24 protein-coding genes are annotated in these 22,560 nt (G+C 64.6%); 4 read left to right on the forward strand and 20 right to left on the reverse strand.

The window, feature by feature from the left end; genetic code table 11:
* The 13 genes from ACWCP8_RS38830 to ACWCP8_RS38890 form a co-directional block, all read right to left on the reverse strand.
* A partial coding sequence (locus ACWCP8_RS38830; protein ID WP_451121184.1) for a tyrosine-type recombinase/integrase occupies window positions 1-506 on the reverse strand: 506 nt, incomplete at its 3' end.
* Window positions 506-694: a helix-turn-helix domain-containing protein gene (locus ACWCP8_RS38835; RefSeq protein WP_451121186.1), complete on the reverse strand. Its 189-nt coding sequence runs from the start codon at window positions 692-694 to the stop codon at window positions 506-508. The genes ACWCP8_RS38835 and ACWCP8_RS38830, both read right to left, overlap by 1 nt.
* A complete protein-coding gene (locus ACWCP8_RS38840; RefSeq protein WP_451121231.1) occupies window positions 691-1,971 on the reverse strand; it encodes a replication initiator in 1,281 nt (426 codons plus the stop codon). Before ACWCP8_RS38840 ends, ACWCP8_RS38835 begins: the two co-directional genes overlap by 4 nt.
* Before the next feature lie 137 nt (window positions 1,972-2,108).
* Window positions 2,109-2,315, reverse strand: coding sequence for a hypothetical protein (locus ACWCP8_RS38845; protein WP_451121188.1), 207 nt, complete (start codon window positions 2,313-2,315; stop codon window positions 2,109-2,111).
* A 90-nt stretch (window positions 2,316-2,405) separates the two neighbouring features.
* Window positions 2,406-2,954, reverse strand: coding sequence for a GGDEF domain-containing protein (locus tag ACWCP8_RS38850; protein ID WP_451121190.1), 549 nt, complete (start codon window positions 2,952-2,954; stop codon window positions 2,406-2,408).
* A 5-nt stretch (window positions 2,955-2,959) separates the two neighbouring features.
* The gene (locus ACWCP8_RS38855; RefSeq protein ID WP_451121192.1) at window positions 2,960-3,295 is read right to left on the reverse strand and encodes a SpdD-like protein; all 336 of its coding nucleotides are present in this window, start codon (window positions 3,293-3,295) and stop codon (window positions 2,960-2,962) included.
* Between the two features lie 35 nt (window positions 3,296-3,330).
* Window positions 3,331-3,486, reverse strand: coding sequence for a hypothetical protein (locus tag ACWCP8_RS38860; RefSeq protein WP_451121194.1), 156 nt, complete (start codon window positions 3,484-3,486; stop codon window positions 3,331-3,333).
* Between the two features lie 18 nt (window positions 3,487-3,504).
* On the reverse strand, window positions 3,505-3,696 hold the full coding sequence (locus ACWCP8_RS38865; RefSeq protein ID WP_326603546.1) for a mobile element transfer protein: 192 nt from the start codon (window positions 3,694-3,696) through the stop codon (window positions 3,505-3,507).
* A 5-nt stretch (window positions 3,697-3,701) separates the two neighbouring features.
* Entirely contained in the window at window positions 3,702-3,884 is a 183-nt protein-coding gene (locus ACWCP8_RS38870; protein WP_451121196.1) for a hypothetical protein, read from the reverse strand.
* A gap of 15 nt (window positions 3,885-3,899) precedes the next feature.
* A complete protein-coding gene (locus ACWCP8_RS38875; protein WP_451121198.1) occupies window positions 3,900-4,577 on the reverse strand; it encodes a DUF2637 domain-containing protein in 678 nt (225 codons plus the stop codon).
* A gap of 79 nt (window positions 4,578-4,656) precedes the next feature.
* The gene (locus ACWCP8_RS38880; RefSeq protein ID WP_451121200.1) at window positions 4,657-4,830 is read right to left on the reverse strand and encodes a hypothetical protein; all 174 of its coding nucleotides are present in this window, start codon (window positions 4,828-4,830) and stop codon (window positions 4,657-4,659) included.
* Window positions 4,831-4,909: 79 nt separating this feature from the next.
* A complete protein-coding gene (locus ACWCP8_RS38885) occupies window positions 4,910-6,271 on the reverse strand; it encodes an FtsK/SpoIIIE domain-containing protein (protein ID WP_451121202.1) in 1,362 nt (453 codons plus the stop codon).
* Window positions 6,272-6,276: 5 nt separating this feature from the next.
* The gene (locus ACWCP8_RS38890) at window positions 6,277-6,618 is read right to left on the reverse strand and encodes an SCO3933 family regulatory protein (protein WP_451121204.1); all 342 of its coding nucleotides are present in this window, start codon (window positions 6,616-6,618) and stop codon (window positions 6,277-6,279) included.
* Between the two features lie 360 nt (window positions 6,619-6,978).
* On the opposite strand from ACWCP8_RS38890, the gene ACWCP8_RS38895 reads away from it, so the two are divergent.
* A complete protein-coding gene (locus ACWCP8_RS38895; protein ID WP_451121233.1) occupies window positions 6,979-8,112 on the forward strand; it encodes an XRE family transcriptional regulator in 1,134 nt (377 codons plus the stop codon).
* On the opposite strand, the gene ACWCP8_RS38900 is transcribed toward ACWCP8_RS38895, so the two are convergent.
* From ACWCP8_RS38900 to ACWCP8_RS38915, 4 genes are all read right to left on the reverse strand, one after another.
* Window positions 8,096-8,887: an NUDIX domain-containing protein gene (locus tag ACWCP8_RS38900; RefSeq protein WP_451121206.1), complete on the reverse strand. Its 792-nt coding sequence runs from the start codon at window positions 8,885-8,887 to the stop codon at window positions 8,096-8,098. The genes ACWCP8_RS38895 and ACWCP8_RS38900 overlap by 17 nt on opposite strands.
* Before the next feature lie 190 nt (window positions 8,888-9,077).
* Window positions 9,078-9,611, reverse strand: coding sequence for a hypothetical protein (locus ACWCP8_RS38905; protein WP_451121208.1), 534 nt, complete (start codon window positions 9,609-9,611; stop codon window positions 9,078-9,080).
* A gap of 678 nt (window positions 9,612-10,289) precedes the next feature.
* Window positions 10,290-10,838: a hypothetical protein gene (locus ACWCP8_RS38910; RefSeq protein WP_451121210.1), complete on the reverse strand. Its 549-nt coding sequence runs from the start codon at window positions 10,836-10,838 to the stop codon at window positions 10,290-10,292.
* The gene (locus ACWCP8_RS38915; RefSeq protein WP_451121212.1) at window positions 10,835-11,986 is read right to left on the reverse strand and encodes an ImmA/IrrE family metallo-endopeptidase; all 1,152 of its coding nucleotides are present in this window, start codon (window positions 11,984-11,986) and stop codon (window positions 10,835-10,837) included. Before ACWCP8_RS38915 ends, ACWCP8_RS38910 begins: the two co-directional genes overlap by 4 nt.
* Window positions 11,987-12,351: 365 nt before the next feature.
* On the opposite strand from ACWCP8_RS38915, the gene ACWCP8_RS38920 reads away from it, so the two are divergent.
* Window positions 12,352-13,428 (forward strand): HNH endonuclease, encoded by a 1,077-nt coding sequence (locus ACWCP8_RS38920; protein WP_451121214.1) that lies wholly within the window; start codon window positions 12,352-12,354, stop codon window positions 13,426-13,428.
* A 154-nt stretch (window positions 13,429-13,582) separates the two neighbouring features.
* On the opposite strand, the gene ACWCP8_RS38925 is transcribed toward ACWCP8_RS38920, so the two are convergent.
* Both ACWCP8_RS38925 and ACWCP8_RS38930 read right to left on the reverse strand, forming a co-directional pair.
* Window positions 13,583-17,314: an NACHT domain-containing protein gene (locus ACWCP8_RS38925; protein WP_451121216.1), complete on the reverse strand. Its 3,732-nt coding sequence runs from the start codon at window positions 17,312-17,314 to the stop codon at window positions 13,583-13,585.
* Between the two features lie 392 nt (window positions 17,315-17,706).
* A complete protein-coding gene (locus ACWCP8_RS38930) occupies window positions 17,707-18,258 on the reverse strand; it encodes a flavoprotein (RefSeq protein ID WP_451121218.1) in 552 nt (183 codons plus the stop codon).
* Window positions 18,259-18,487: 229 nt separating this feature from the next.
* On the opposite strand from ACWCP8_RS38930, the gene ACWCP8_RS38935 reads away from it, so the two are divergent.
* Together ACWCP8_RS38935 and ACWCP8_RS38940 are read left to right on the forward strand one after the other, a co-directional pair.
* Window positions 18,488-19,399, forward strand: coding sequence for a hypothetical protein (locus ACWCP8_RS38935; RefSeq protein WP_451121220.1), 912 nt, complete (start codon window positions 18,488-18,490; stop codon window positions 19,397-19,399).
* Between the two features lie 1,285 nt (window positions 19,400-20,684).
* Window positions 20,685-21,233: a YcxB family protein gene (locus ACWCP8_RS38940; protein ID WP_079173927.1), complete on the forward strand. Its 549-nt coding sequence runs from the start codon at window positions 20,685-20,687 to the stop codon at window positions 21,231-21,233.
* A gap of 352 nt (window positions 21,234-21,585) precedes the next feature.
* Here ACWCP8_RS38940 and ACWCP8_RS38945 read toward each other — a convergent pair whose 3' ends face one another.
* Window positions 21,586-22,224 carry an AAA family ATPase gene (locus ACWCP8_RS38945; protein WP_352261870.1) on the reverse strand — a complete coding sequence of 213 codons (639 nt, stop codon included), beginning with the start codon at window positions 22,222-22,224 and terminating at the stop codon, window positions 21,586-21,588.
* Window positions 22,225-22,560: the final 336 nt, after the last annotated feature.

A 22,560-nucleotide genomic window follows, 5' to 3' on the forward strand; every position in this document is an offset into this window, starting at 1 on the left:
GGCGGTTCGACGAGGGTCGCCACATTCCGCAAGACGAGTTCTTCACGGCAGGCAGCGGTCAGAGCGGTGCGCAGCACCCGGTGCGATTCCTTCGCAGTTGCCGCGGTGGTCTGCTGCTCCAGGCGGACGAGGAGGCGCCGGACATCGGAAACGCTCAGCGATTCGAGGCGCTTAGACCCGAGCATGGGCACCAGATAGAGCCGGACGTGAGTCTCGTACTTCGCGTACGTCGTGCGCTTGCGGCGCGGCTTGATGATGTTGTCGAGCCAGTAGGGCAGCCACTCGGAGAGCCTGGCCGAACGAGTGGGTACGGGGACACCCTGGTCGACCTTGTCGAGTAGTTCGCGGCGCTTGGCGTCGCACTCGGCCCAGGTCTTGCCGTAGGCGAACTTGCGGGCGCGGGTGCCGTCCGGCTGGGGGACGTAGACCGCGGCTTGATACCGGCCGTCCTTGCGCTTGGTGATGGTGCCCGCACCATTTGGATTGCGCTTGCGCTGGGAAGGCATCAGGCCGCTTCCTCGATCTCGTGGACGATGAAGTCCCGCACGGCGTCGGCGGGGATGCGACGGGACCGGCCGATGGTGATCGAGGTCAGTCGGCGCGAGCGGATCAGGTCATAGACCGCTGAGCGTCCGAGCTTGAGCCGCGCCATGACCTCGGGCACGGTCAGCAGCTCGGCGGTGGCGGTGGTCATGCTGCGGCTCCTTCCAAGTCGGGTGTGATGGAGGCGGCGAGCCATTCCTCGCCGCGGGTGAGTCCGGTTCCGGCGAAGTTCCAGTGGGCGAGGACGAGGGTGGTGTCGTCACTGTCCGGATCGGCCGGCACGGGGGTTTGGTCACCGTGGGCGATGGCGGCTTGGAGGCGTCGCCATTCGGCGCGGGCGGTGCGAAGGGCGCCGAGGGTGGTGGAGTAGCGGCGGGTTTTGGTGGAGAAGTGGCCGCGGAAGCCGAGCATGTGGGCCCAGGCCCTGAGCCGGAGGTCGGCGAGGTCTGTGCGTGCGCCGAGGGTCCAGGCGGTGCGGATCATCTGCCGGGCGTGGTCGGTGAGGGTCATGCGGGCGAGTTCGGCGAGGAACTTGATGGGGCGGTCGAGGGTGCCGGTCGCGGTCTCTGCTCCTTTGGTGGCGTACTTGGCGATGTAGGCGGCGACGGCTCGTTCGGTGAGTTCGGTGCCGCCGTCGAAGTCGGAGGTGCGGATGGGGCGGATGTCGAGCTGTCGGCCGAAGGAGAAGGTGTGAGCGCGGCCGTCGATGACCGGTCCCGGCACGTCGGCAGCTGAGGCGGCGGCGCGGATGGCCTCGGCGAGGAGGTCGGGGGTGGCCCAGGCCGGGGGCGGGGTATCTCCGCCGTCGGGGCCATCGAGGCGGATCACGGCGTGAAAGTGGATGGCGCCGCGGCGCTGGTACTCGGCGACCTTGGCGAAGGAGACGCGGGCGCGGTCGGCGAAGGCGCGTTGGCTGAGCCCGGCGCGCTTGGCGACTTCACGGCGCAGGTAGATGGAGAACCGCGCCCAGATCTTCGAGGCGTGCGCGTTCCACAGCACGGCCGCTTCATAGTCGTACGAGGCAGGCGCGAGCGGGGTGCCTAACTGGGGCGCGTCATCGGGGTGCTGAGTGCCGCAGCGGCAGCGGCCGGAGGCGGGTTGGTTGTGGACGGGGCCGAAGCTGGGGGCGGTGAACGTTGCGAACACCCGCGGGTGGGTGGCGACTTGTTCAGGGGTGCCTTTGCCGCCGCGGAGTCCGGCGGTGATGAGTTGGTAGGTGTCGCGGCGGTAGGTCTCTGCACAGGCCGCACAGCGGGTGGCGCGGCGGTTGTTGCAGCGGACCAGGAGGTTCCCGGCGGCCAGATCCGAGGAGTGGAGTTCGTGCAGGATTTCGCCGGTGGTGGGGTGGATGTCGGTGCGCTGTCCGTCGAGGCGGATGGGGGTGGTGCAGCCGCCGAGGCCGCGCAGTTGGCGCATGAGGCCGGGCATGATGCCCAGGCTGGCGAGGAACGCGAGGTCGCCCACCGGGGGCGGTGCGGTCGTCGTGGTCACTGTGGAGTCCTCCTCTCAAAAGGCAGAGGCCGGGACACCGGCCCGGAACGGCGCGCGGTATCCCGGCGGCGGGGTCAGCGGTGGGTGAAGGCGGCGGTGGCCGCGGTGTCGAGAAGGGTCCGCAGGGGCAGGGTGGTGCCGGTGCCGTGGCAGGTGTGGCAGTGGGCGGTGATGGTGCGTCGGCTGCCGTTGCGGTCGCGGCCGCCGAGGGTGATGGCGACGGAGGCGAAGCCGTCGCAGCCGGGACAGATCCGTACCGGGGCAGAGGTGGGCTGGGCCATGATGGGGTTCTCCTTCGGTCCTTTGGGCTGTAGGGGGCAGGGCTCTCGGGGCGGCGGAGACTTGGCGGTTGAGGCCGCCCCGAGGGCCGGTTACAGATGAGTCGTGCGGCGCCCGTGGCCTTTGGCCGCGTACATGGCGGCGTCAGCTGCGGCGAGTGCGTCGGTGAGGGTCGCCACGGGCAGGTCAGCGATGCGGCAGGTGCCGACCGAGGCAGAGACCGGCAGCAGGCAGCCGCGGTAGGGAACCGGATGGTGCAGAGCAGCTGTGAGAGTGCCGAGGCCGGTGGTGCGGTCAGGGTGGGTGACGATGGCGGTGAACTCGTCTCCGCCGAGCCGTGCGGCGATGCCGTCCCGGTCGCACCAGGCGGTCAGCCGGGCGGCGGTAGCGGTAAGGACGGCGTCCCCGGCAGCGTGTCCGTGGGTGTCGTTGATGGCCTTGAAGTCGTCCAGATCGAGCAGGAGGACGATCGCCTGTGGGGCGCGGGTGATCAGGCGCTCAGCGCGGGCGGTCCATCCGGCGCGGGTATGGAGACCGGTCAGCGGGTCGCGGCGGGCTGTGGCCAGTCGGCGGGCGAGGAAGCCACCGTGCACGGCCCAGCCGATCGCGGGTAAGGCGATGGCGACTGCTTGCAGGTCCATGCCCCTCACCACTTCCGGGAGTCGTTGAGTAGGGAGCGCAGGACGACGGCGCAGACGGCGACAGAGGCGCCCGTGATGGCGACGGCCAGCAGCATCGAGACCAGGACCGCGCCGACGACGAGTACGACGGCAGCGCCACCACCCACGACGGCGAGAACACCGGCCGGGGACAGCCGTACCGCGGGCCCGGAAGCGACCGGGGCGGGCGCCGGGGTGGTGTGCTGGCAGGCGCAGGCCACGGTGGGGTGCTGCTCGACCGGGGCCGGAGCCGGGGCGGTGGTGATGAGTGGGGTGACGATGCCTGTGGGCAGCGGGTTGACCGGGATGCGGGGGCGGATCATGGTGTGTTCTCCCTTCGGGCGTGTTACCGGGCGTGTTACTTGACGGTGGTGTCGATGACGGGGGCCAGGAGGCTGTCGGCGAGGAGGTAGCCGCCGAGGAGGAGCACGGCGACGAGCCAGGCCGGGGGACGGAAGAGCTTGATGCCGAGCCAGCCGACGACGATCAGGGCGAGCCAGAGAGGGACGTCCATGGGGATCGGTCCTTTCGGTCAGTGGGTGCGGCAGCGGTGGGTGCGGGCGGCGAGCTGGGCGGCGGACTGGCTGGAGTAGTCGGCGGACCAGCCGCAGTCGTCGTTGCCGCAGACGGCGGCGTGTTTGGTGCGGCCGTGGCGGTCGCGGTGGGTGCCGATCTGCACCGGGCCGATCCGCATCACGGAGTGGAAGAAGTCACGGGCAGCCATGGCGATCAGTCCTCCGCTCGCAGGCTGAGGCCGGGGAAGTCGGCGAGAATGCGGGCAGCGTCTGCCGGGGTGGCGGCGCGGTCAGCAGCTTCTTCGGCGAGCAAGCGAGCCAGGGTCGGGCGACCGGCATCGGCCATCTCGCGGGCCGCAGCCAGGAATTCGTCTCGCGTGGTGTCGCGTCCAGGCATGGTTGATCAGTCCTTTCAGGCGAGTTGGGCGGCGAGCTGGGCGGCCATCGGGCCGGGCAGGCCGAGGCGGTCGCGCAGGGTGTCGGCGTCGATCGGGGTGCCGGTCGCGGAGCGGTGCGCGTCGGCGAGCTTGCGGGCGTGGTCGACCAGGGCGGGCGGAACGTCCACGGGCGGCGGAGCGGGTAGCGCGGGGACGGGCTCGGCAGCTTCGACCGCGTCCGGGAGCGGCTCAGGTTCGGCTGCCGGATCGGGGGCGAATTCGGCCGGCACGATTGCCGGGGCCGCGGCGGGACCGGGATCCGGGGCGGTGTCCAGCTCGGCGGCGGGGGTGTGGACGAGGAGGGTGCCGCCGAGGAAGGCGAGGGCGGGCCATCCAGCGACGAGGATGCGGAGCCAGGCGGGGACGTCGGTGAGGTCGAGGAGTCCGGCGGTGGCGACGTTCGCCCCGAGGGATGCGGCCAGTGCGACGGCGAACCAGGTCCACGCGGCGCGGGTCGGCTCGCCGGTGGTGCGGAGGATGCGCAGGCGCCGCCAGGCCGCGACGAGGAGCAGGTCGACGGAGATGGGGTAGGCCCAGGCCTTCCAGCCGTCCTGTCCGGCTGCCGCGGCGATGTCGTGCAGGTGGGCGAAGGACAGGGCACCGGCGATCACGGCTTGCACGAGGACGGCGTCCGGGCGGATCGAGCGGGTCATGTCTTCACCTCCTTCGCTGGGGTGTTGTGGCCGGGGCCGGGCGGGGATCTGTGTCCTGCCGCCCGGTCCCGGCGGGGAGCTACTCGGGGGCGTGGCCGGTGCCGAAGCAGGTCAGGCAGAGGGCTTCCTGCCGGTCGGCGGAGTCGCGCTTCTTGCGACCTCCGACCTGGAAGGACTCGGAGACCTGACCGGCCCTCTTGCAGTCCGGACACGGCTTCCTTCGCGCGGTGCGAGTCCGCTTCGCGGCGGGCATGGCGTCCTCCCTTTGGGCATGGCGGGGGTAGGGACTTGGCGCGAAGGGCGGTCGCGCCGACCGTGGGGTGAGAGGTGGGTCAGACCGTGGCGGGGGTGCTGGCCGGGGCCGGGACCTTGACCAGGGACACGTCCGGCAGGACCGGCCGGAACGCGGCAAGTCCATCGAGTGCCGGCGTGCGGTGCGCGTGCGCATTGCAGGCGGTCACGGCTTGGCGCAGTGTCGTGAAGGGGGTGCGGATGCGGACCCAGCCGCCGGAGGAGTCACCGGCCACGGCCATGCCGGGGCGTTCGATGGGGATCTGTGTGGTGGCCAGCACCGCATCGGGGGAGATGTCGCCGAACGCCATCTTGGCGGAGGCTTCATCGTTGACCCGGTGCGAGACGCGGCCGGTCAGCTGGGCCCGGAGCATGGTGATCCCGTCACCGAGTTCGGCGCCGAATCGCTGCCCGCAGATCTCCACGTAGATCCCCGCTGCACGACCGAGCTGGACCAGGCGAACCAGGGCAGTGACGATCCGCTCCCGCCGTTTCTTCTCCGCCGAGGTGGAGAACAGGGCGAGTTCCGCCACCTCATCGACGAGGAGGACGACCGGGACCGGCCGCAGATCATCCGGGAGCCCCCAAATATCGGCAGTGATCTCCCCGTCTGGGGTGTCCGCGCTGATGCGCTGTTCGCCGCGGATCACCTGGTACGTGTCGGCCATCCGTGCCACGAGGGCTTCCAGCAGCTCGGCAGCGTCATCGGGGTTGTCCGCCAGGGCGGAGAACCGGCGGGCGAGCGGGGCGAGTTCGACTCCTTCCTTGCAGTCGATCCCGACCAGGGCGACATCGAGCGGCGCGAGTTCCTTGACCAACTGCCGCTGGTAGACAGACTTCCCGGACTTGGTCGCCCCGAGGTTCAGGGCGTGCGGGACCTCCTGGTAGTCCCGGTAGTGGACTGCTCCGTCCTCCCGGAGCGCGACCGGGACACACAGCCCTTCCCGAACTGCCTTGGTCGGCATCTGGACCCGCTTGAGGACGTCGTAGCCGGTCATACGTAACTCGATGACACCCGACTTGATCTCACGCGAGGTGATGCCCTGCATGGCGAACGAGTGCCTCAGCCGATCCGTTGACGCCATGAAGTCGAACGCGTCCTGACCGGGTCGCATCTTCAGCCGCAGCACCAGCCCGGTACGGGTCGGCCGCATCCGCAGGATCCGCGGCGGACGGGATTCGGGGGCCGGGCGGTTCGTCATCCTGGCCCACGTCAGTCGCAACCGGGACGGCGGAACTGTTAGCCCGCACGCATCCATGACCGACGCGTACCGGAAGGACACCCGCACTATCGCGAAGACGACGCCGAACGTCATCCAGTACCAGGCCGGACGCTTCGACCGCAGAACCAGCACTGCGGCGACCACGAGCACACCCACGATCACCAGGGCGTTTCCCGACATGGTGATCAGGCCTTGGTGCTGGACGGGGTGACCAGAGCGACGGCGCGGAACGCGATACCGAACCGCTTCTCACCGTTGAACGTGTTCTCCCAGTCACGAGCCTTGAGACCGACGACCTTGACCGGCATCCCCAGTGTGACGCCGGCCGGGATACCCGTCTCCGGGATCGAGACGGTGTAGAGGTTCGCCTCACCCTCGTCCGCGATGGTCAGGCCGACCGTCATCATCTTGGCCTTCGTCTCGCGGTCGACCGCGATCTCACCCGTCTCCTTGTTGATCACCTTGAGCTTCGGCTCCACCGCGACAAACACAACGGCGCTCGAAAGATCAATCTTGAACGATGACATGATGGAAGCTCCCTTGTAGGGGCGGAAGCGGCGACTTGCTTGGCGGTAGGGCGCCGCTTCCTGCATGTGAGGTCTTCGAGCCCTGTCGGCAGCAGCCGCGGGGCTCTTCGCTTTCCCATCTGGTGCGCACCAACAGGTTGCATCTGGTGCGCACCAGATGTCAAGCGGTTGATGCGGCTGGCCGCCTCAACTCGCTTTGCTGTGACCCTTCTAGAGAAGCGCCTCGCTCAACTGGCCGGTAGCCAACAGAGGTTCACCGCGATCTTGTTAACGTCGGTGTTAACCCCTGCCCGACCTGCGCCGACGTGAGGCATGCTGCTGTGAAGAGTTGACGGACCAGGTGCAGGGGCGGCGGTGCAGGTGCTCAACCGGCTACGGGAAGCCAGAGGTGCGCGAGAGTGGTCACAAGCGCGGCTCATCCACGAGCTTGAGCAATACGCGCGAAGGCATGCGCTCGACATCGGCTCGACCGCCAGCCTGCGCGTCTACGTCTCGGAGTGGGAGAACGGCAGACGCTCGATCAGCGAGCGCTACGCGAAAATCCTGCGGCCGGTACTGGGTGTCACCGATGAGGAGTTATTCGGCCGGCAGGCTCCCGCAGAGGCGCCCCCCGCGGTCGACGGATACGACGACCTGATCAACCGGATCGATTCTGCGCGCAGCGTCAGTCTCACCATGGTGAAGACATTCATGGACCAGACGGAGCTACTACGCACCCAGGATCGCCAGATGGGCGCCGCATCCCTCATTGATCAGATGACGGGCCACCTCGCGACTCTGGAAGACGCGCTCACGTTCGCAGTGCTCCCCGAGACACGTCGACCCGTCGCTCTGGCGTTGGCCGGAGCTTCCACCCTCGCCGCCTGGCAAGCACTCGACGCCGGAGGCGTCGAACGGGCGTGGCGGAACTACGAGTTAGGGAAGCGCGCCGCTCAGGAGGCTGGTGAGCCGATGTACCTCGCCCACGCCACGGCGGAGCAGGCATACGTACTCAACGAAGCAGGCCGCCCCGAGATGGCGGTAGCTCTCGTGCGTGAGGCTCAGCGCTTGGGCGGTCAGCAGATGTCACCACGGCTGCGGGCATGGCTGTATGCGGCCGAGGCGGAGCTCTGCGCCAAGGCCGGGATGGCGGATGACTGCCGGCAGGCACTCGACCGAGCCGCCGCTTGCCTCCCCGAAGGCGAAGAAGCCCGCGACCCAGACATGTTGAGCATCTTCCTGAACGGTGGCCATCTGGCGCGATGGCGCGGGAACGCACTTGCGCTGCTTGGAGACGACGACGCGCTCAGCAGCCTGTACGAGGCACTGGACAGTGCGGACCCGACGTTCATCCGTGCCACGTCAGGTCTGCGCTGCGACCTTGCCCAGGCGCACCTTGCGCGTGAGGAACATGCCGAGGCGCAGGCGCACCTGCAGCAGGCGCGCTTGTTGGCAAACCGGACCGGGTCTGTGCGTCACCGCCGACGTATCGAGCAGCTCACGCAGAAGCTGTAGGGGCACCTTCTCCGCGAGATGCGAGGACGTGCAGCAAAGCAACCAACGTGCCCGCGCCCATCAGCTCACCCCTCGCCATCAGCCCCGGAATATCCGAGAGCGGCACCCATGCGACGTGCCCGGCTTCCTCGATGTCGGTGGGGTCGCCGACATGCTGTGCGCCTTTGCCGACGTAGATCGCATGTGGCGAGTCGACCATGCCGATCATGGGCTGAAAGGTGACCACGTGATCCAGGGAGTCAGGCCGCCAGCCGGTCTCTTCCTCCACCTCACGTAGCGCCGTCGCGAGAGCGTCCTCCCCCTCATCCACGATGCCGCCGGGAAGCTCCCAACCCCACTTATCGGCGACGAACCGGTAGCGCCAGAGCATGAGCACGCGGTCTTGGGCATCGAGGACCGCGGCGATCGAGACGTGATGGAGCCGTACGACGTGATGCTCGAAGCGCTCGACACCTGGCGGCTCGACGTCGACAAGCGTCAGCTTCACCCAGCGGTTGTCGTAGACCGTCCGCTCGCCATGAATCTGCCACGGCTCCAAGTCGTCCGGCCGCTCGATGCTCACGTCGTGGGATGGCACCCGGTAGGAGCTGCGGGCGTACGACTCGAGCACCTTCTCCGCGACGAGCTTGGCCAGCACTGTGCGGAGTTGGGTCCTGCCGATGTCGAGGTCTTTCTCTAGGGTGCGCTCAGAGGGCAGCTTCTCGCCGGGCTGCAACTTCCCCGACGCAACCCACTCGCGAATCGTGCGGTACACCCGCGCCGACTTCGGTCCCATCCCCTGGCACGCTCCCTGAAGTCATCATCTGGCTCGCACCAGCGTAGCCGTCGAGACTGTCCATCGACAGGTGACGATCACGCGCCAACTCCCCATGGTGAGGCTTCGTGAGATCGCCAGGCTCGCTCTTTGTTCCCCATTTCGTTGACCTGTCACCGCTGGGCCTGAGTCGCGCCCGCCTTGTAGAGAGTCAGGGCCGTTCCTCGCCGTCAAGGGCATCCTCGGCGGCTCCGCCCTGGTGCCAGGCGTATGCACGGACGGGGTCGAGATGGAGTTCATTGGGGCCCAGGCAATCGGCGGCCCAGGTGGCCAGGCGTGAGCCGCAGGCGCAGGCCAGGTTGGGGCCGTGTGTGCCGGTGGGACCGCAGCACCCGGTCCAGTTGTCCCCGCACTTGAAGGAATTGAGGCGGGGCAGGACGTCGTCAGGGTGGACGACGACGCTGTCGCGCTGGCCCGCGGAGACAGTGGTCCCGGTCCCAGACTGAAGCCGCAGCAGCTCGCGGCCCGTGCGGCGGGCGTGCTGGCGGGGTTCGACGGCTGGCACGAAGGGCGCGCCCCACGGATCGGGGTCGATGGCGTAGTGCCCGCGGGGGATGGTGGAGCGGGCTCGTCCGGTTTTTTTGTCCCGGCCGTCGTCCGGGTCGTCGACGTCCGGGACAGTGGGCAGAGTCGCCAGGTCCCCGGTAAGCGCGGTCCCGCATTTGGTGCAGTAAAAGACGGTCACACGTCGGGTTCTACCGTGTCGTGGCCCGGCCGTCACGCGGAATATCGGCTGGCGACGGGAGCGACTCCGGAACGCCGACGTCCTGGGACCGAAGTGTCAAGCATCTACCGGGACCGGACAGGCTAGGAACGATGGAGTGAGTAGAAACTTTCTCTACGGGTTCAAGGCGCCGCGCAAGCGCGGCGCGCGCCGCAGCCCCGGCCGCGGGCTGCCTCTGTCTCCGCCCCGGCTGCCCCCGGCCGGGCGGCGGCGCACCGAGCGCGACACCTACCCGAGAGAAATCTGCAGCACGGGGTGGGGATCCCTACTGAGACCAGGCCGACAGAGTCGGCGCGGCCGAAGGAGATGCCTCCGGCGGGGGCGCTCAGACTCCGGGATGGATGGGGCGCCGTTGGCGGGTGCCGGCGGATTCGTGGTGAGCGTTGTGGAGCTCCCATCCCGTCCGCCTTCGACCCAGGCAGAGCCGAGCAGTCGCGGCCCAGGGCGTCAAGGTCGTTCGTACAGTGGCGCGCTCCACCTTGACGCCCTGAACCACGCCCGCTCCACGGTGTGTGGGTCGAAGGCGGACGGGATGGGAGCTGGGATAGTGGTGGGTCAAGGGGGGCGGGGACGTCAGAGAGCATGTTTCGGACGGTTGCCAACCTGCTCTGACCTGCCGCTAGTTTCCACCTGTGGCAGTCACTGACTGAGCTCATGCGCTGACGCCGGCAGGCGCACTCCGCGCCCCAGCTGCACCATTTGCTGAAGGATGTGGAAGGCTTCCTGGGGGCCAACGTCACCCATGGAGCAGCCGTAAGCCATGAGATCCGTGGTGTCCATGACGCTGAGGCCCTTACGCCTGGCGTAGCTCAGTGTGATCTTGTCGTCGCTGATCCAGGTTGAAGCGCCCTTAAATTCTTGGCGGGTTTGGATCAAGTGGAGAGTCTCCGCCTCGCCAAGGTGCTTGAGGGGAAGTTCTGGCACACCCCCGAACGCAACCCTTGCTGTCTGGACGGCTTCGACTTCATCGTCTTCGATCTCAATGGGCTCCCCCAGCGTCCCGTCATCGATCAGCGCCTGAAGGGTTCGGTATTTGATGCGTGCCGAATTGCTGGCCTCGTACGCGACTGCCGCGGTCCAGCGACCACGGCCGTTGAGTATCTCCTCGAGCAACCGGATGCGATCTACACAGGCGAAATTGCAGAGCACCGTGTTGTCGGGAAACCAGAAGGAGCGCAGCGGCGTCATGGAGTAAAGATTAGCCCTGCTTCCGCGGTAGTTGGCTCGCTCGCGGGCTCTTCTGAAGGCTCGAGCACGTCCAGAAGAGTGTCCGGGTCCACCTCCCACAAGGATGCGAGGGGCCTCACGCTCATGTCGCCCTGAAGGTATGCGCGGGCAGCCAGCTGACTAAGCGTGTTGGGTGGCCATCCCTGCTCGGCTGCTTTGGCACCCTTGAGATGATCAGCGAGTTCGCCTGCTGCCTGCGCAGCGTCACGAGTCGTGATCTTCAAGGCTTCCCTGCGCTGATCAACGTCGATTAGGCCCAGCGCCTTGAGGCGAGTAGCCATGGCGCTCGGAGAGACCTTGTACTTCCACGCGAGCTTTCCGATGGCCCACTCATCCATGCCGGCACGTGCATCTTGAGCTACCTCGTCCCGAGGCATGAGGAACGCGGCAGCGAACGAGTTAGCGCGCATTTCACGAAGCGATTGAGAGTGACCCAGCGAGAGGTGCTCGGCAACGGCATCTCCGGCGTCACCTGCCAGCACGTGACCTAGCTCGTGAGCCAGAGTGAACCGTTGACGCGTCCACTTGGCGGTACTTGCCACGACGATGAGCCTGAAGTCTGCCGGTGACCACGCGACACCATCCAGTCCCTCGGGCAACTTTGTGGCGGCGATCTGCATTCCGTAGGCGCCTTCGCAGGCTGCCGCCAACTCCTCATTCCCCATGAGACGTGGGGATTCGCTCAGGGCTGCAAGCGCCTTCTGAGCCAACTCCTCGCCTTGGTCGACAGCGCGAGGAGAGGCATCTGTCACTGAAGGCAAGCTGGGGAGCGCAGGCAGACTATGGCCAAGGCGGGCCAAGGCATCGATGAGGTTCTCGTAGCGGGCGAGTGTCTCCCGTGCGTCAGCCTGAGTGCTGTCGCCCTCGCCATTTCGGCGAGCGGCCACGTTGGCCGCTTCACGGGGTTGCCGTCCGCTGATGAGCCAGTCGACCGTAGTGCTCGCAGCGTCGGCAAGAAGTGCCAGCTCAAGGGACGTGAAGCGGCGTACGCCACTCAACGACTTGGAAAGTTTGTCGGGGGTCATCCCGAGACGCTCTGCCTGGGCCGTTTGGGTCGAGCCAGCTCTGCCGATGACTTCGCGCACACGTTCGATCAGGGCGGCATTCATGTTCACACCGTAGCGACGTCTTGCGACAATCGCAATGTGGATCACGGTCTAAATATGGATAAAAAGGATGCAAGTCGGCGTCGGGCCTTAAACCTCAGACTGCCCTAAGACCCCCCGCGTGGCCCACTTCCCGCCAACAGGGCTGACGAGGCCCTTGCCCTGGCAACAGGCACGAGTGGCGACTTTGCGCACACCAGGAGCCCGGGCCGAGCACTGCTGAACGACTTAACCGCTGCCGGGATACGGCCCGCGACCATCGCAGGTTTGTCATTGCCCTGGATGACAACGACCTTTCCTATCGTTGCTCACCGCGGTGTGCTGTTGATACGGCCGTTGATGACAGTGCTCGGCCGTACTCTTCCTCCATGCGCAGAGGAGCGATCACACGGGAGTCCGTGCTCAAGGCCCTGGCGGAGCACGATGAATTGGGGCGTGTCGCCTTCCTGGCGAAGTACGGCTTCGGGGAAGCGCGGTCTTACGTCCTGGTGCACGAAGAGCAGGAGTACGACTCCAAGGCGGTCGCCGGGGTGGCGCACAAGTGGGACCAGGGGCGGGCCCTCGCGCCGGACGAGTTCAGCGGGGGCAAGGACCACGCTGCGGTATGGCTCAAGCGGGTGGGCTTCCAGGTTAGAGCCATCAAGAACCCTGATTGGGCCCGCGACGAGATCATCCTCGCCTGCCACCTGGTGATGGTGAACAACTGGAAGGGCTTGGACGCCCAGGACAGCCGGGTGGTGGAGCTGTCTGCCCTGCTCCAGCTGTTTCCCATTCATGCTGAAGCGGAGCGTAACGAGAAGTTCCGCAACCCCAACGGTGTCGCTCGCAAGACGTTCGACATTGCTACCCGACACCCGGACTATCAGGGCAAGCCCACGAACGGCGGTGCCCTCGATGGGGCCGTGCTGCACGAGTTTCTTGCCCGGCCGCAGGAGATGACCGAGGCCGCGCGACTCATCCGTCAGGGCATTGCGACGGGCGAGTTGCAGTCCCTTCCTCCGGCGGAGGAGGAGTTCGACGACGACTGCAGTGCCCCTGAAGGGCGACTTCTGATGCGCCGGCACAGGGCGCGTGAACGGAACCAGGGCCTGCGTAAGAAGAAGATCGCTTCCGTTCTTCAACGCGGTGGGCGGCTCACTTGTAAGGCATGCGGTTTCGACTTCGAGGAGGTGTACGGCGACCGTGGCGCCGGATACATCGAGTGCCATCACATCGTCCCGCTGCACGAGGCGGGAGAGGGCCGGACCAAGCTCAGCGATCTCGCTCTCATCTGTGCAAACTGTCACCGCATGATCCACAGGCGTGCCCCGTGGCCGACCCCCTCAGAACTGAGGCTGTCCATCGAGCAGCGTAGGGACGCGAGCAGCCGTGTTCCTGGGACGGTTGGGCACCAGCGCAGTTCGGCCGACGAGCAGTTCCACGTGCATAATCCGACATTGCGCTGACATCCATCGTTGACACTACTAGTTGTCGGCGGTGGTCAGTCTGACCTTCGTGGCGCCCTGCAAGAAGAGGCTTATCGCCCCGCGGCTGCAAAAGAGTGGGGCAGACACCTCAACCGCAAAGCCGAGTACTGCGTGCGATGCACCCACCTACTTGTCACTCGTCATTGAACCACCCGTATTCCTCAGCCACTTTCGACAGGGGAACCGCCTTCTGAGCTAGATCCCTCTTGACGCTCATTTCAGCCATATTGACGAGGAAATAAGGGTAAGAGAGTGGATTGCTTGCCACCTTCTGGGCAACAGTTACGGGCAAGGGCAATCCTTGCACGTGTCGGAAATACTGCGTGACGTGACCCTCAACCTTTGCGCGGTACGCTCGCCTGACCAGCTCTACGCACTTTGACCAATCTGCTTCACCACTCCGCATTTTATCCATAGCCGAGAAGAAAATCATCTCGTGCACAATCGGATCGCTACCCATGTAGTCGGAGAGATACTTGTCCACCAGCACGTGATGATCTGGGGTTGTCGCCGAGTAGGAAAGAATGGCCGCCAGGCGTGGGCTCATCACCTCTGGCAGGGAGTCGAGTCGCACTGCCCGCGATCCACCAATCCACCCACTCACGTTCTCGATCGAAGCTTGGAGGCGCTTGGCATCGCGATTATCGAGAATTTCAACGACATCATCAATTTCCCCGCACAACTTGGTCAGGGTTGCAGGGCCGCAGATGGTTAGTGCTGCCAGTGCCCAAAATTGACGTTCGTACCCCTCCGCTGAACTAAGCTGCCTCCTCCACCAGGACAAACCGCCGGCCTGCAACCGGGCATATTTCAGGCGATGGAATACATTTACGGAGTCATCGAAGAGGTCGACTTCAGATACTTCGGAACGCTTCCCGCGAGGCGTGGAAAGCGTGTACCCCAATGCCAATACCCAAACTGACCAACGCAGGCCCACAGTGGAAGCAAGAAGCTCGACATAACGCTGCAGTTCACCGTTCGAGGCAAGCGCATCTTTTGCTTTGTTTGTCAGTAGATCCAAGAAACCACTGACCGTAATATCGATGTGCTGATTTCCAGACGGCTGTGGAGGTTCTGTTGGCCATTTAACGCCGAGGTTCCTGGAGAATACCTCGGAGAGAGGCAACCCCGAGTCGAAGTGATGCCGGAACAGTGGCATTGGATTGACCGCTGTACAAAGAAGGTCCATGGAGTTATTGATTCGTCGAGGCAACCTGATCCCCGTCACGTACCCATCAAGAATCCTATCGCTGAAAGTTTTACGAAGGTTCTCGCTCTGGGCAAAGTAGTCGGCGTGCCCCGACGCGAGGAGTGCGGTCAGAACGTCTTCATTCAGAGGTACGTCGAATTCTTTGAAGAGAGAATCAAGCTCCTTATTCGAGAATGATGAGAGAACACCAAGGTATTGCCCCGACAAAATCCATGAGGACTTCTGAACCTCGCTCGCGAGAGTAGCGAACCCGGTTACGTAATGTTCCCGAATTTCCTTTCGCGTGCCGTTCTTTTGTGCAAGTTGTGCAACAGACAGCTGGATATCTTTGGGGGGAGCTCCATGCAGCACTTCCATGCAGCGAGTTAGGAGTTCAGTACGCCCACATCCGTCGGGCAGCGTCAGGGGTTCACCTCCCGACGCACTGTACCGGTCATCCCCCAACAGGGATCGATATCCATCCTTACTCAGAATGAGATCGATTACCTTTTTGACACTGCGGGCATTCTGACTAAACACCCAGTCGGCCACAAGGGTGGCAGCGAGGGAACGGGGGTGAGAAGTGAGGCCGAGGTCAACATCTGTGCAGAGGACTTCGAGCCTGTCGACCAGAGATGGCAGCTCGCCCTTGCTGAAGCAACCAGCATAGAAGCGCGTTACGTTGAGCCAGTGAGTGTTCCGCGCGACTGCGTCAAAGCGCTCATCCTTGGTACCGGATCGGGGGCTACCGACAGGGCTGTACGGTGCAGTCTCGTAAAGGAACCTCCCGGCGAAGTACTCGCGTAGTGGTTGCACCTCGAACTCGAACAGGCCCTCAACTGCCCCCACGAGGAAGACCACCCGCTGAGCCAGGCCAGTGAAGAGCTCTTCAGCGAGCTCAGGGTCGCGACCTTCGGAGAGGAGGTACGACTTAATGAGCTGTCGAAGTCGGCTTGCCTCTATCTTCCCCAGGGCCATACCTGTCTCGGCCTCGCTATGAAGAACCCACGCCAGATAGCGATGTACATCGATGAGGATCTCTTGCCGCTTCTTGACGACTTCACTTTTCTCGGCTTCTCGAGCCAAAAAGAGTTCCACATAGATGTCGTAAAGGGCTGTTCGCTTATCCGGTAGACTGCTCCCGCGGGTGTGTATCACACTGAGCAAAATCGCCAATTGCATGGGGTTCCGTGCCAAATCCCTCATATGAGGCTGATCTAGCTTATCGGCTAGCACGCGACGCAGCTCGGCCACTTCTTTGGAGGGGAGTCGTCTTGACTTTGCCCAGCGTTCAGAATATTCCTCAATCAGAGGTCGTCCCAGCCGTGTGAGGGTCCACTTGTGAAACGTCTTGGTGGGGAAATCTGAAACCTCTGCAAGGGCAGAAGGTCGAGTTGTGACGATGATCTGCAGTGACGCTGCCGATTCTTGCAGGCGTCTAGCAGAGGCAGTGATCTCTCGTACGACATCATTCCGGAGTTTGACTTCTGCTACCTCGTCGAGTCCGTCCAATACGATGAGTAGCGCGCTTGATCGGGCTACGATAGCTAGATCGTCAGGTCCGAAGGTGAGGCCTCCGGAGCGTTCTCTAATCAAGGCGCTCATGAACGACTCAAGCGACTTGCTAAGGTTGGCAGGTCGCAGCTCGCCAGCCTCTTGCGCGAACGGGTTCTTTCCGGAAAGCCAAGTAGCGTATTCCCGCAAATCAACCTTGATGGGAAAACGCGCAGATGAGGGACGATGCGTCGTGGGCAGTGTTTCAAATTCAGGCTTACTCAGAATCTTCATCCTGTGTACCTGGCATACGTACTGCGCGAGGGTGGATTTACCTTGTCCTGGCCCACCTTCAAGGACCACAATGTCTGCCAGATTTGCTATCTCATCGCTAAGAAAAAGGGTCGCAGCTCCCACATCAGTGTGTTGCTGAGTCTCCCATTGATCGCTACTCGACAATCGCTGAGCCAAGAATCGAATCTCCTGCGCACGTCTATCTTCCTTCCGCCTCCCTTCCGCTTGGGTCGAAGAGATCCTAGCTGGCACGTCAACAAAGAGATTCAGGATTTCGTTACTCAGTTCGACTTGCTTGAATCGAACCTCGTTGTCCATCTCGAATTGGTCCACAGCGAAGCTGCGCAGCACATCAAGGCGACTTCCTTGCAGGTCTGGTCCAATCGATTCGGACAAGGCCTGCAGGATGTCCACACCTCGAAGAATGTCCGGATATGACCATTTGACTCCCGAGGATCCGTCGCAACGCCTGTCCAGATCGTCTCTCCACCAAACCCTAATGGGAACCGTTACATCGGTATTCAGCGCATCGTTGAGCGTATCGATCGATCCCGAGTTTGGATAAGCGGTGCCGGCGACATTTGAAATGAGAATATATTCAACTGCATCAGGGTTTTCCCGGAGTAGTTCGCGGATTTTCGGAATTTCTCCCTTCATGGTCTCGACGAGCCACTTATGAACATCGTCGATCGCGTGAGGATTCCTGACGAACTTCACCTGGAATAGACGGTAGTTCCCTTTGGGATTGGTGAAGAACTGAACAGCGTCTCGGCCTCCATCGCGCTGGCCGACGGGGAAGCACTGAGTGCCGGGATACTCGCGGGCAATCAAGGCCTGGCAGAAGTGCTGAAAGCGCTCTGGGTCAAGTTGCTCATAGAAATATGTCAACGCCGCCCGACCCCTTGGTCTGCTCAGCGCCACATCGCAGCGGCGCGCCTGGTGCTGACGATCCTACGCTTAGTCAGAGGTCATCGGCAGGAGATGACGTTGCATCAAGAGCCTCTGGGGTAGGCAGCTTTGGCGATGTTGCGCCGCCGGAGGCACGAGCCGAGTCTGGAAGAGAGCTGGTTCTGCAGAGGGCCCACAGCACCCGACTGGCAGTCTTATCGTCAGTGCGATCAGTGCCATCAGTGCCGTTCGGGCTGGTCGTCGTTACAGCTCTTGTCGTGCCTGTGGACGACCGCAAGCTTGGCCAACCAGAGACATGCAGAGTTGTTGAGTGTGTGCCCCTGGTATGAGCGATGGACCAGACCGTACCTTGATCGACTTTAGATGCACGTCTAAAGCGGATGCCGAGCAGACTGGGTCGTCACCTCCTGGATGGACTCCATGATCGTGGGCCAGGGCAGTTCTCGAACTTCTGGGCCCTCGCGAGGTTCATACAGTGGCCAGACGTCGGAACCGTAGACAAGATCCACGTTCGCCTTCCGCAATGTCTCGAGGTGCCCCTGCCATGCCGGATGCCTTGCATGAGCTGCGTTGACCCGGGGGAACACCAAGACCGGGACGCCGATCGTGCCGAGCGCCTCACTTACCTGCGTCAGGGCTTGGTTGTCGGCGACGCCCGTCGCGAGCTTGGCGATGTAGTTCGCACTTGCCGGGGCGACGACGTAGCAGTCGGCGACAGGGTGCGGGCGAGGTTCGATCGGCAGGCGAGGCGTATCCCGTACTGGCAGGCCGGTCAGTGTCTCCAGCCGGTCCAGCTCGCCGTTGGCCCGCAGCCATCGGCCGGCATTCGGCGTCAGGGTCACGGCTACCTGCCAGCCGAGGGCGATGGCTGGCTCCACCAGTCCGGTGCGCAGCGTCTCGATTCCATCGGCTGCCGTACCCACGACTGCTAGCACTCCGCGACTGCCTGCGCTCACCGTTCCACCGCCCCGCATCGGTCCGTCCCCAGGGCCAGCAGTACAGCAGAGAAGTACAGCAACCACACCGACTACCAACAACCGTGGCTGATCCCTACAGCCCGTGTTACCGGGCCGACAGACCTCAGTGACCGTCGTGCCGATAGTTCGCATCGAGGGGGCACTGGCGGTGGCGATTGACTGGAGCCGCGCTAGGATGCGCGGTCTGGAGGTGATCATGAGGCTTACCGTTCCACCAGCCCCGCTCGACATCGCGAGAGAATTTCCAGAACTTGTGCCATATGCGCGGACAACCACTCTGCTGTACCCGCGTGCCGGCAGCCCCGTGCGGGATGAAAGTTCGCTGGGTGGGCCGCTCCTCTGGCCCGCCGACGAGCCCTGGCCGATGTGTGCGGCTCCCGATCACTACAACCCTGCCCGCGGTTGCGCGGTGGTCGGTCCAGCTCCCGTCGCCATGGTGCCCGTGCTGCAGCTCTTCGCTCGCGACGTGCCGGCAATGGTGTTCCCGGTCGGCGCCGACGTGCTCCAAGTGCTCTGGTGCCCGCTGATTCACTCCGAATATGACCAGCATTCACCGGTGCCTGTGCTGCGGTGGCAATCCGCCGCGGACTTGGCGGATCGGCGACTGCTGGACCAGGCACCGCGACCTTACGAGTTCGACGACGAGTACGTCCCACGACCCTGCGTGATACACGCCACCGAGGCCGTGGAGTACCCCAACTGGGACATGCCTGAGGAGTTGTCCGAGCGCGTGGGCAAGTGGAGCGAGGAGTTAGTGGAGTCCTGCGGCATCTCCTACTACGACGCCTTCACCACCCAGCAGGGCAAGATTGGCGGATACCCCGGGTGGACACAGCCACCGAACTGGCCGATCTGCACCTGCGGCTCACCGATGGAACATTTGCTGACGATCTCGGCGAGCGAATCGTGTGGCCGCTGGCTGCCGGTCGAGGAGCGCACCCGTCCTGGCTGCGGATGGGAAACCTCCGACGATCCAGAACTGCAGCATGACAGCCACGAAATGATCATGGGTGACGGCGGTGGCATCTATGTCTTCGTCTGCCGCACCTGCCCTACCTGGCCCACAGTCCACCGCTACGACTGCTGAGCTGTCGGCCGCCGGGAGTAGAGGGCGCCGCGTTCACGCGTTCACTTCGATAGTCGGCGCCTCGGCTTTTGACATCCACGGCTGACATCAACGACGCCGGACGGGGGCGTACGCCAGCATCCCTGTCCGGCCGTCGCACCGGTCGACGGCAGCAGCCGGAACGGGCTCGGATTGAACTTACAAAGCAGATGTCGGCGGTTCGAAACCGTCCGCGCCCACCAGCCACAACGCCCCCGCAGCGACCCGCTGCGGGGGCGTTGACGGTAGTAAGTGACGGCAGTTCCTCAGGCGCATCGCGTAGCGGTGGGTTGCGTGAGTAGAAACCTTCTCTACGGGTTCAAGGCTCCTCGCTCCGCTCGTCGCGCGCTCCCCGGCTCACCGCCGGGGCCCTGCGCTCCTGTCTCCGCCCCGCTCTGGGCCCCGGCTACGCCGGTCGCGCAACTAGAGCGAGAAAGCCTGGACGAAGGGACACGGCAGGCACAAGACATGCCTCCGGCGGGGGCGCTCAGACTCCGGGATGGGAGGGGCGCCGTTCGCGGGTGCCGGCGGATTCGTGGCGAGCGTTGTGGGCTTCCATCCCGACCACCTTCGTCCCAGGCAGAGCCGAGCAGTCGCGGCCCATGGCGTCCAGGTCGTTCGTACAGTGGCGCGCTCCACCTTGACGCCCTGAACCACGCCCGCTCCACGGTGTGTGGGCCGAAGGCGGACGGGATGGGAGCTGAGGTGAGTGGTGGGTTGGGGGCGAGTGGGATCATCGCGTTTGAGGCTGGGGGAGGACATGGCGAACATCAAGGAAGATCGATGGTGGCTGCAGGGGCTCGGGCTCGCGGCCGGAGCGGTCTGGGCCGGCGCCCGCGCGTTGGGTGGAGGCCGACCGCCGTTGCTCCGGTTGGGCCTGGGCATAGGGGCGATCTGCTTCCTTGCTGGACTTGCGGGACTCATCATCGACCGCATCCGGGCAACCAGGCGAGGCCGCAGAAATTCCGCGGTTGACACTGCCGTGGGCGAGCCGCAAGAGCCTTGACGCCGGAAGGTTACGGGGCCAGTCAAACCGCCCACTGATGTCTGACATCAACGCCTGACACCAACAGCGGCCTACTGCGGCGGTCAGAGCCGTACCCCAGTGAACAGGGCTTTCGCGAGCCAGCTGCGTTGACCGACCTCAGCGTCTCATCGTGATCGACCTGATAAGGATGAGGCCGCAGGTTCAAGGCCTGTCACCCCCACCAGGGCGTGCGAGGGCCGCCGATCGATAGCCTGCGGTCCTTGTAACCGGGGAGGGATCATGGCCAAGGACGGCTGGACCGAAGGTACCGACAACAGCGCCGAAACCTCTGGCGATCTCGTGGACGAACCGTCCGCGGTCCAACTGGTGTACCGGCCGCAGCCTGCCGACACACGGGTCGGCCTGCGGGTCCGCGACCGGGTCAAGCGGACCAAGCTGGTGCTGCGGGGCGTCCTCCTCGTGCTGGGGGTGGGGTTCTGGCTGATCACTATCGACGTGGTCTCGACCGGGCTGCTCTTGTTCGTTGTCCTGTGGATGTGGGGGTACCCACGGCTGCACGTCGCCTACATACAGCGCATCATCGGATGGCAAGGTGAGTACCGCGCCACCGTGTCTGCGGCCGGGATCACCTGCCACAGCGACTACAGCACGCTGGTCCAGAAGTGGTCCGTTTACCAGGGCTACCGGGAGACGGCCCACCACTTCGTTCTGCTTAGCCGAGACCCCAACATCATGTGGCTCGAAGTCCTGCCCAAGCGGGGTGTGCATGAGGCCGAGGACCTCGACCGGCTTCGGGCCATCCTGGACCAGCACACCACCCGCGTGTGACGGACGTGAAGGGCTCCCCGCGCCGGCGGTCGATGGCCAGCCCTGTCACTGGGGCGTGGCGTACAGCAGCGAAGTACAGCAACCGCCGCGACCGCAGCCGACCCGCCGCGCTCGCGAGCGAATGTCTGATCAGGCGGGCAGACTTCAGCGACCGTCCCGCCCGTAGTTCGCATCGAGGGGCGATCTGACAACGGCAGCCGTGCCCGTTGCGTGCCCGGTCCGACGGGACGCAGCGGGGACTCACGGGGAACAGCGGCACCGAACGGGTCTCGGCCCAGGTCAGCGAGTTGCCAGGTCAGCCGCTATCCGCGTACGGCGTCTTCCAAACTGGGTACTTTTGAGCGGCGCTCGGTCACCGAATCAAGGCGACGACGGCTGCCTCGATGAGTTCGATGTCCGGATCGCCGTCATCTGAGGTATCGACTTCAACGACGGCATCGACTCCACCCGGCGGTTCGAAAATCGACCGCTTCATCTCGCCTCGCTGGAACTGAGATGAGAGCTGTCGGTCGACTCCCCCGCCTTCGGCCGCCCGGGCGCGGAGGCGCTCGTCGATGACCGAATCGCGGGCGACGACGTGAACAGCGAGCACTCGGGCGTCAGATGCGAGTAGCGCATCTAGCAGCTTGCGCGACAACACGGAGGACTCCACGACGAAGCTCACCCCTGAGGAGGCGAGGAGACCGGCTGCGTTGACCATCACGGCCTCAGCGCGGAGGCTCAAAGGACCACCGGCGATGTGGAAGTCGGGGTTGAGCTGAACACCGCCGTCCTTGGCGACGGAAGCGGAGGACAGCCCGAGACCGACTTTGATCGCATCCCGGGTCAGGAACAGCACACCGAGGCGGCGCGCCGTTGCGCAGGCAACGGTGGTCTTTCCGGCCCCCGGGGACCCGCATACGGCGACCACCAACGGCCGTTCCCACCTCAACATCCGCCGATCCTGCCGGATCTTGACCGTGCTGTCTACGAGCCGATCATGGTCAGCCAAGCAGCCCTCAGCCACCGCACCGCCCGTAGTTCGCATCGAGGGAGCCCAAGGAAAGGTCCTGTGGCCGTGCCACTCTCGTGCCAGAACGGACGGGGACTCACGGGGAACCGGGGTCCCCAGGGGGGAGTTCGGCCGGACTCTGCCCACGGTACGGAATCTGCAGGTCACGCAGGTGATCGCCCCACCACGCTCCTAAAGTGGGTGTCGCAGGTTGAAATCCGGCCGAGGCAGGTCAAAGGTGCGGTTCAGCGGCTCAAGGCCGAGGCTGGAGAGAGGGCGGTGGCAGTCGCCCATATCCGACCCCACGGAAGATTTCAAGTCCAGCGAGACGGCCAT

The sequence above is a fragment of the Streptomyces sp. NPDC002206 genome, assembly GCF_053593595.1.

Coding starts and splice junctions, on each gene's coding strand:
- ACWCP8_RS38850 (WP_451121190.1), bottom strand. CDS start 2,954: ATGGACCTGCAAGCAGTCGCCATCGCCTTACCCGCGATCGGCTGGGCC.
- ACWCP8_RS38840 (WP_451121231.1), bottom strand. CDS start 1,971: ATGCCCGGCCTCATGCGCCAACTGCGCGGCCTCGGCGGCTGCACCACC.
- ACWCP8_RS38915 (WP_451121212.1), bottom strand. CDS start 11,986: ATGAATGCCGCCCTGATCGAACGTGTGCGCGAAGTCATCGGCAGAGCT.
- ACWCP8_RS38855 (WP_451121192.1), bottom strand. CDS start 3,295: ATGATCCGCCCCCGCATCCCGGTCAACCCGCTGCCCACAGGCATCGTC.
- ACWCP8_RS38890 (WP_451121204.1), bottom strand. CDS start 6,618: ATGTCATCGTTCAAGATTGATCTTTCGAGCGCCGTTGTGTTTGTCGCG.
- ACWCP8_RS38835 (WP_451121186.1), bottom strand. CDS start 694: ATGACCACCGCCACCGCCGAGCTGCTGACCGTGCCCGAGGTCATGGCG.
- ACWCP8_RS38875 (WP_451121198.1), bottom strand. CDS start 4,577: ATGACCCGCTCGATCCGCCCGGACGCCGTCCTCGTGCAAGCCGTGATC.
- ACWCP8_RS38940 (WP_079173927.1), top strand. CDS start 20,685: ATGGCCAAGGACGGCTGGACCGAAGGTACCGACAACAGCGCCGAAACC.
- ACWCP8_RS38885 (WP_451121202.1), bottom strand. CDS start 6,271: ATGTCGGGAAACGCCCTGGTGATCGTGGGTGTGCTCGTGGTCGCCGCA.
- ACWCP8_RS38920 (WP_451121214.1), top strand. CDS start 12,352: ATGCGCAGAGGAGCGATCACACGGGAGTCCGTGCTCAAGGCCCTGGCG.
- ACWCP8_RS38880 (WP_451121200.1), bottom strand. CDS start 4,830: ATGCCCGCCGCGAAGCGGACTCGCACCGCGCGAAGGAAGCCGTGTCCG.
- ACWCP8_RS38870 (WP_451121196.1), bottom strand. CDS start 3,884: ATGCCTGGACGCGACACCACGCGAGACGAATTCCTGGCTGCGGCCCGC.
- ACWCP8_RS38845 (WP_451121188.1), bottom strand. CDS start 2,315: ATGGCCCAGCCCACCTCTGCCCCGGTACGGATCTGTCCCGGCTGCGAC.
- ACWCP8_RS38910 (WP_451121210.1), bottom strand. CDS start 10,838: ATGACGCCGCTGCGCTCCTTCTGGTTTCCCGACAACACGGTGCTCTGC.
- ACWCP8_RS38860 (WP_451121194.1), bottom strand. CDS start 3,486: ATGGACGTCCCTCTCTGGCTCGCCCTGATCGTCGTCGGCTGGCTCGGC.
- ACWCP8_RS38865 (WP_326603546.1), bottom strand. CDS start 3,696: ATGGCTGCCCGTGACTTCTTCCACTCCGTGATGCGGATCGGCCCGGTG.
- ACWCP8_RS38900 (WP_451121206.1), bottom strand. CDS start 8,887: ATGGGACCGAAGTCGGCGCGGGTGTACCGCACGATTCGCGAGTGGGTT.
- ACWCP8_RS38935 (WP_451121220.1), top strand. CDS start 18,488: ATGCGCGGTCTGGAGGTGATCATGAGGCTTACCGTTCCACCAGCCCCG.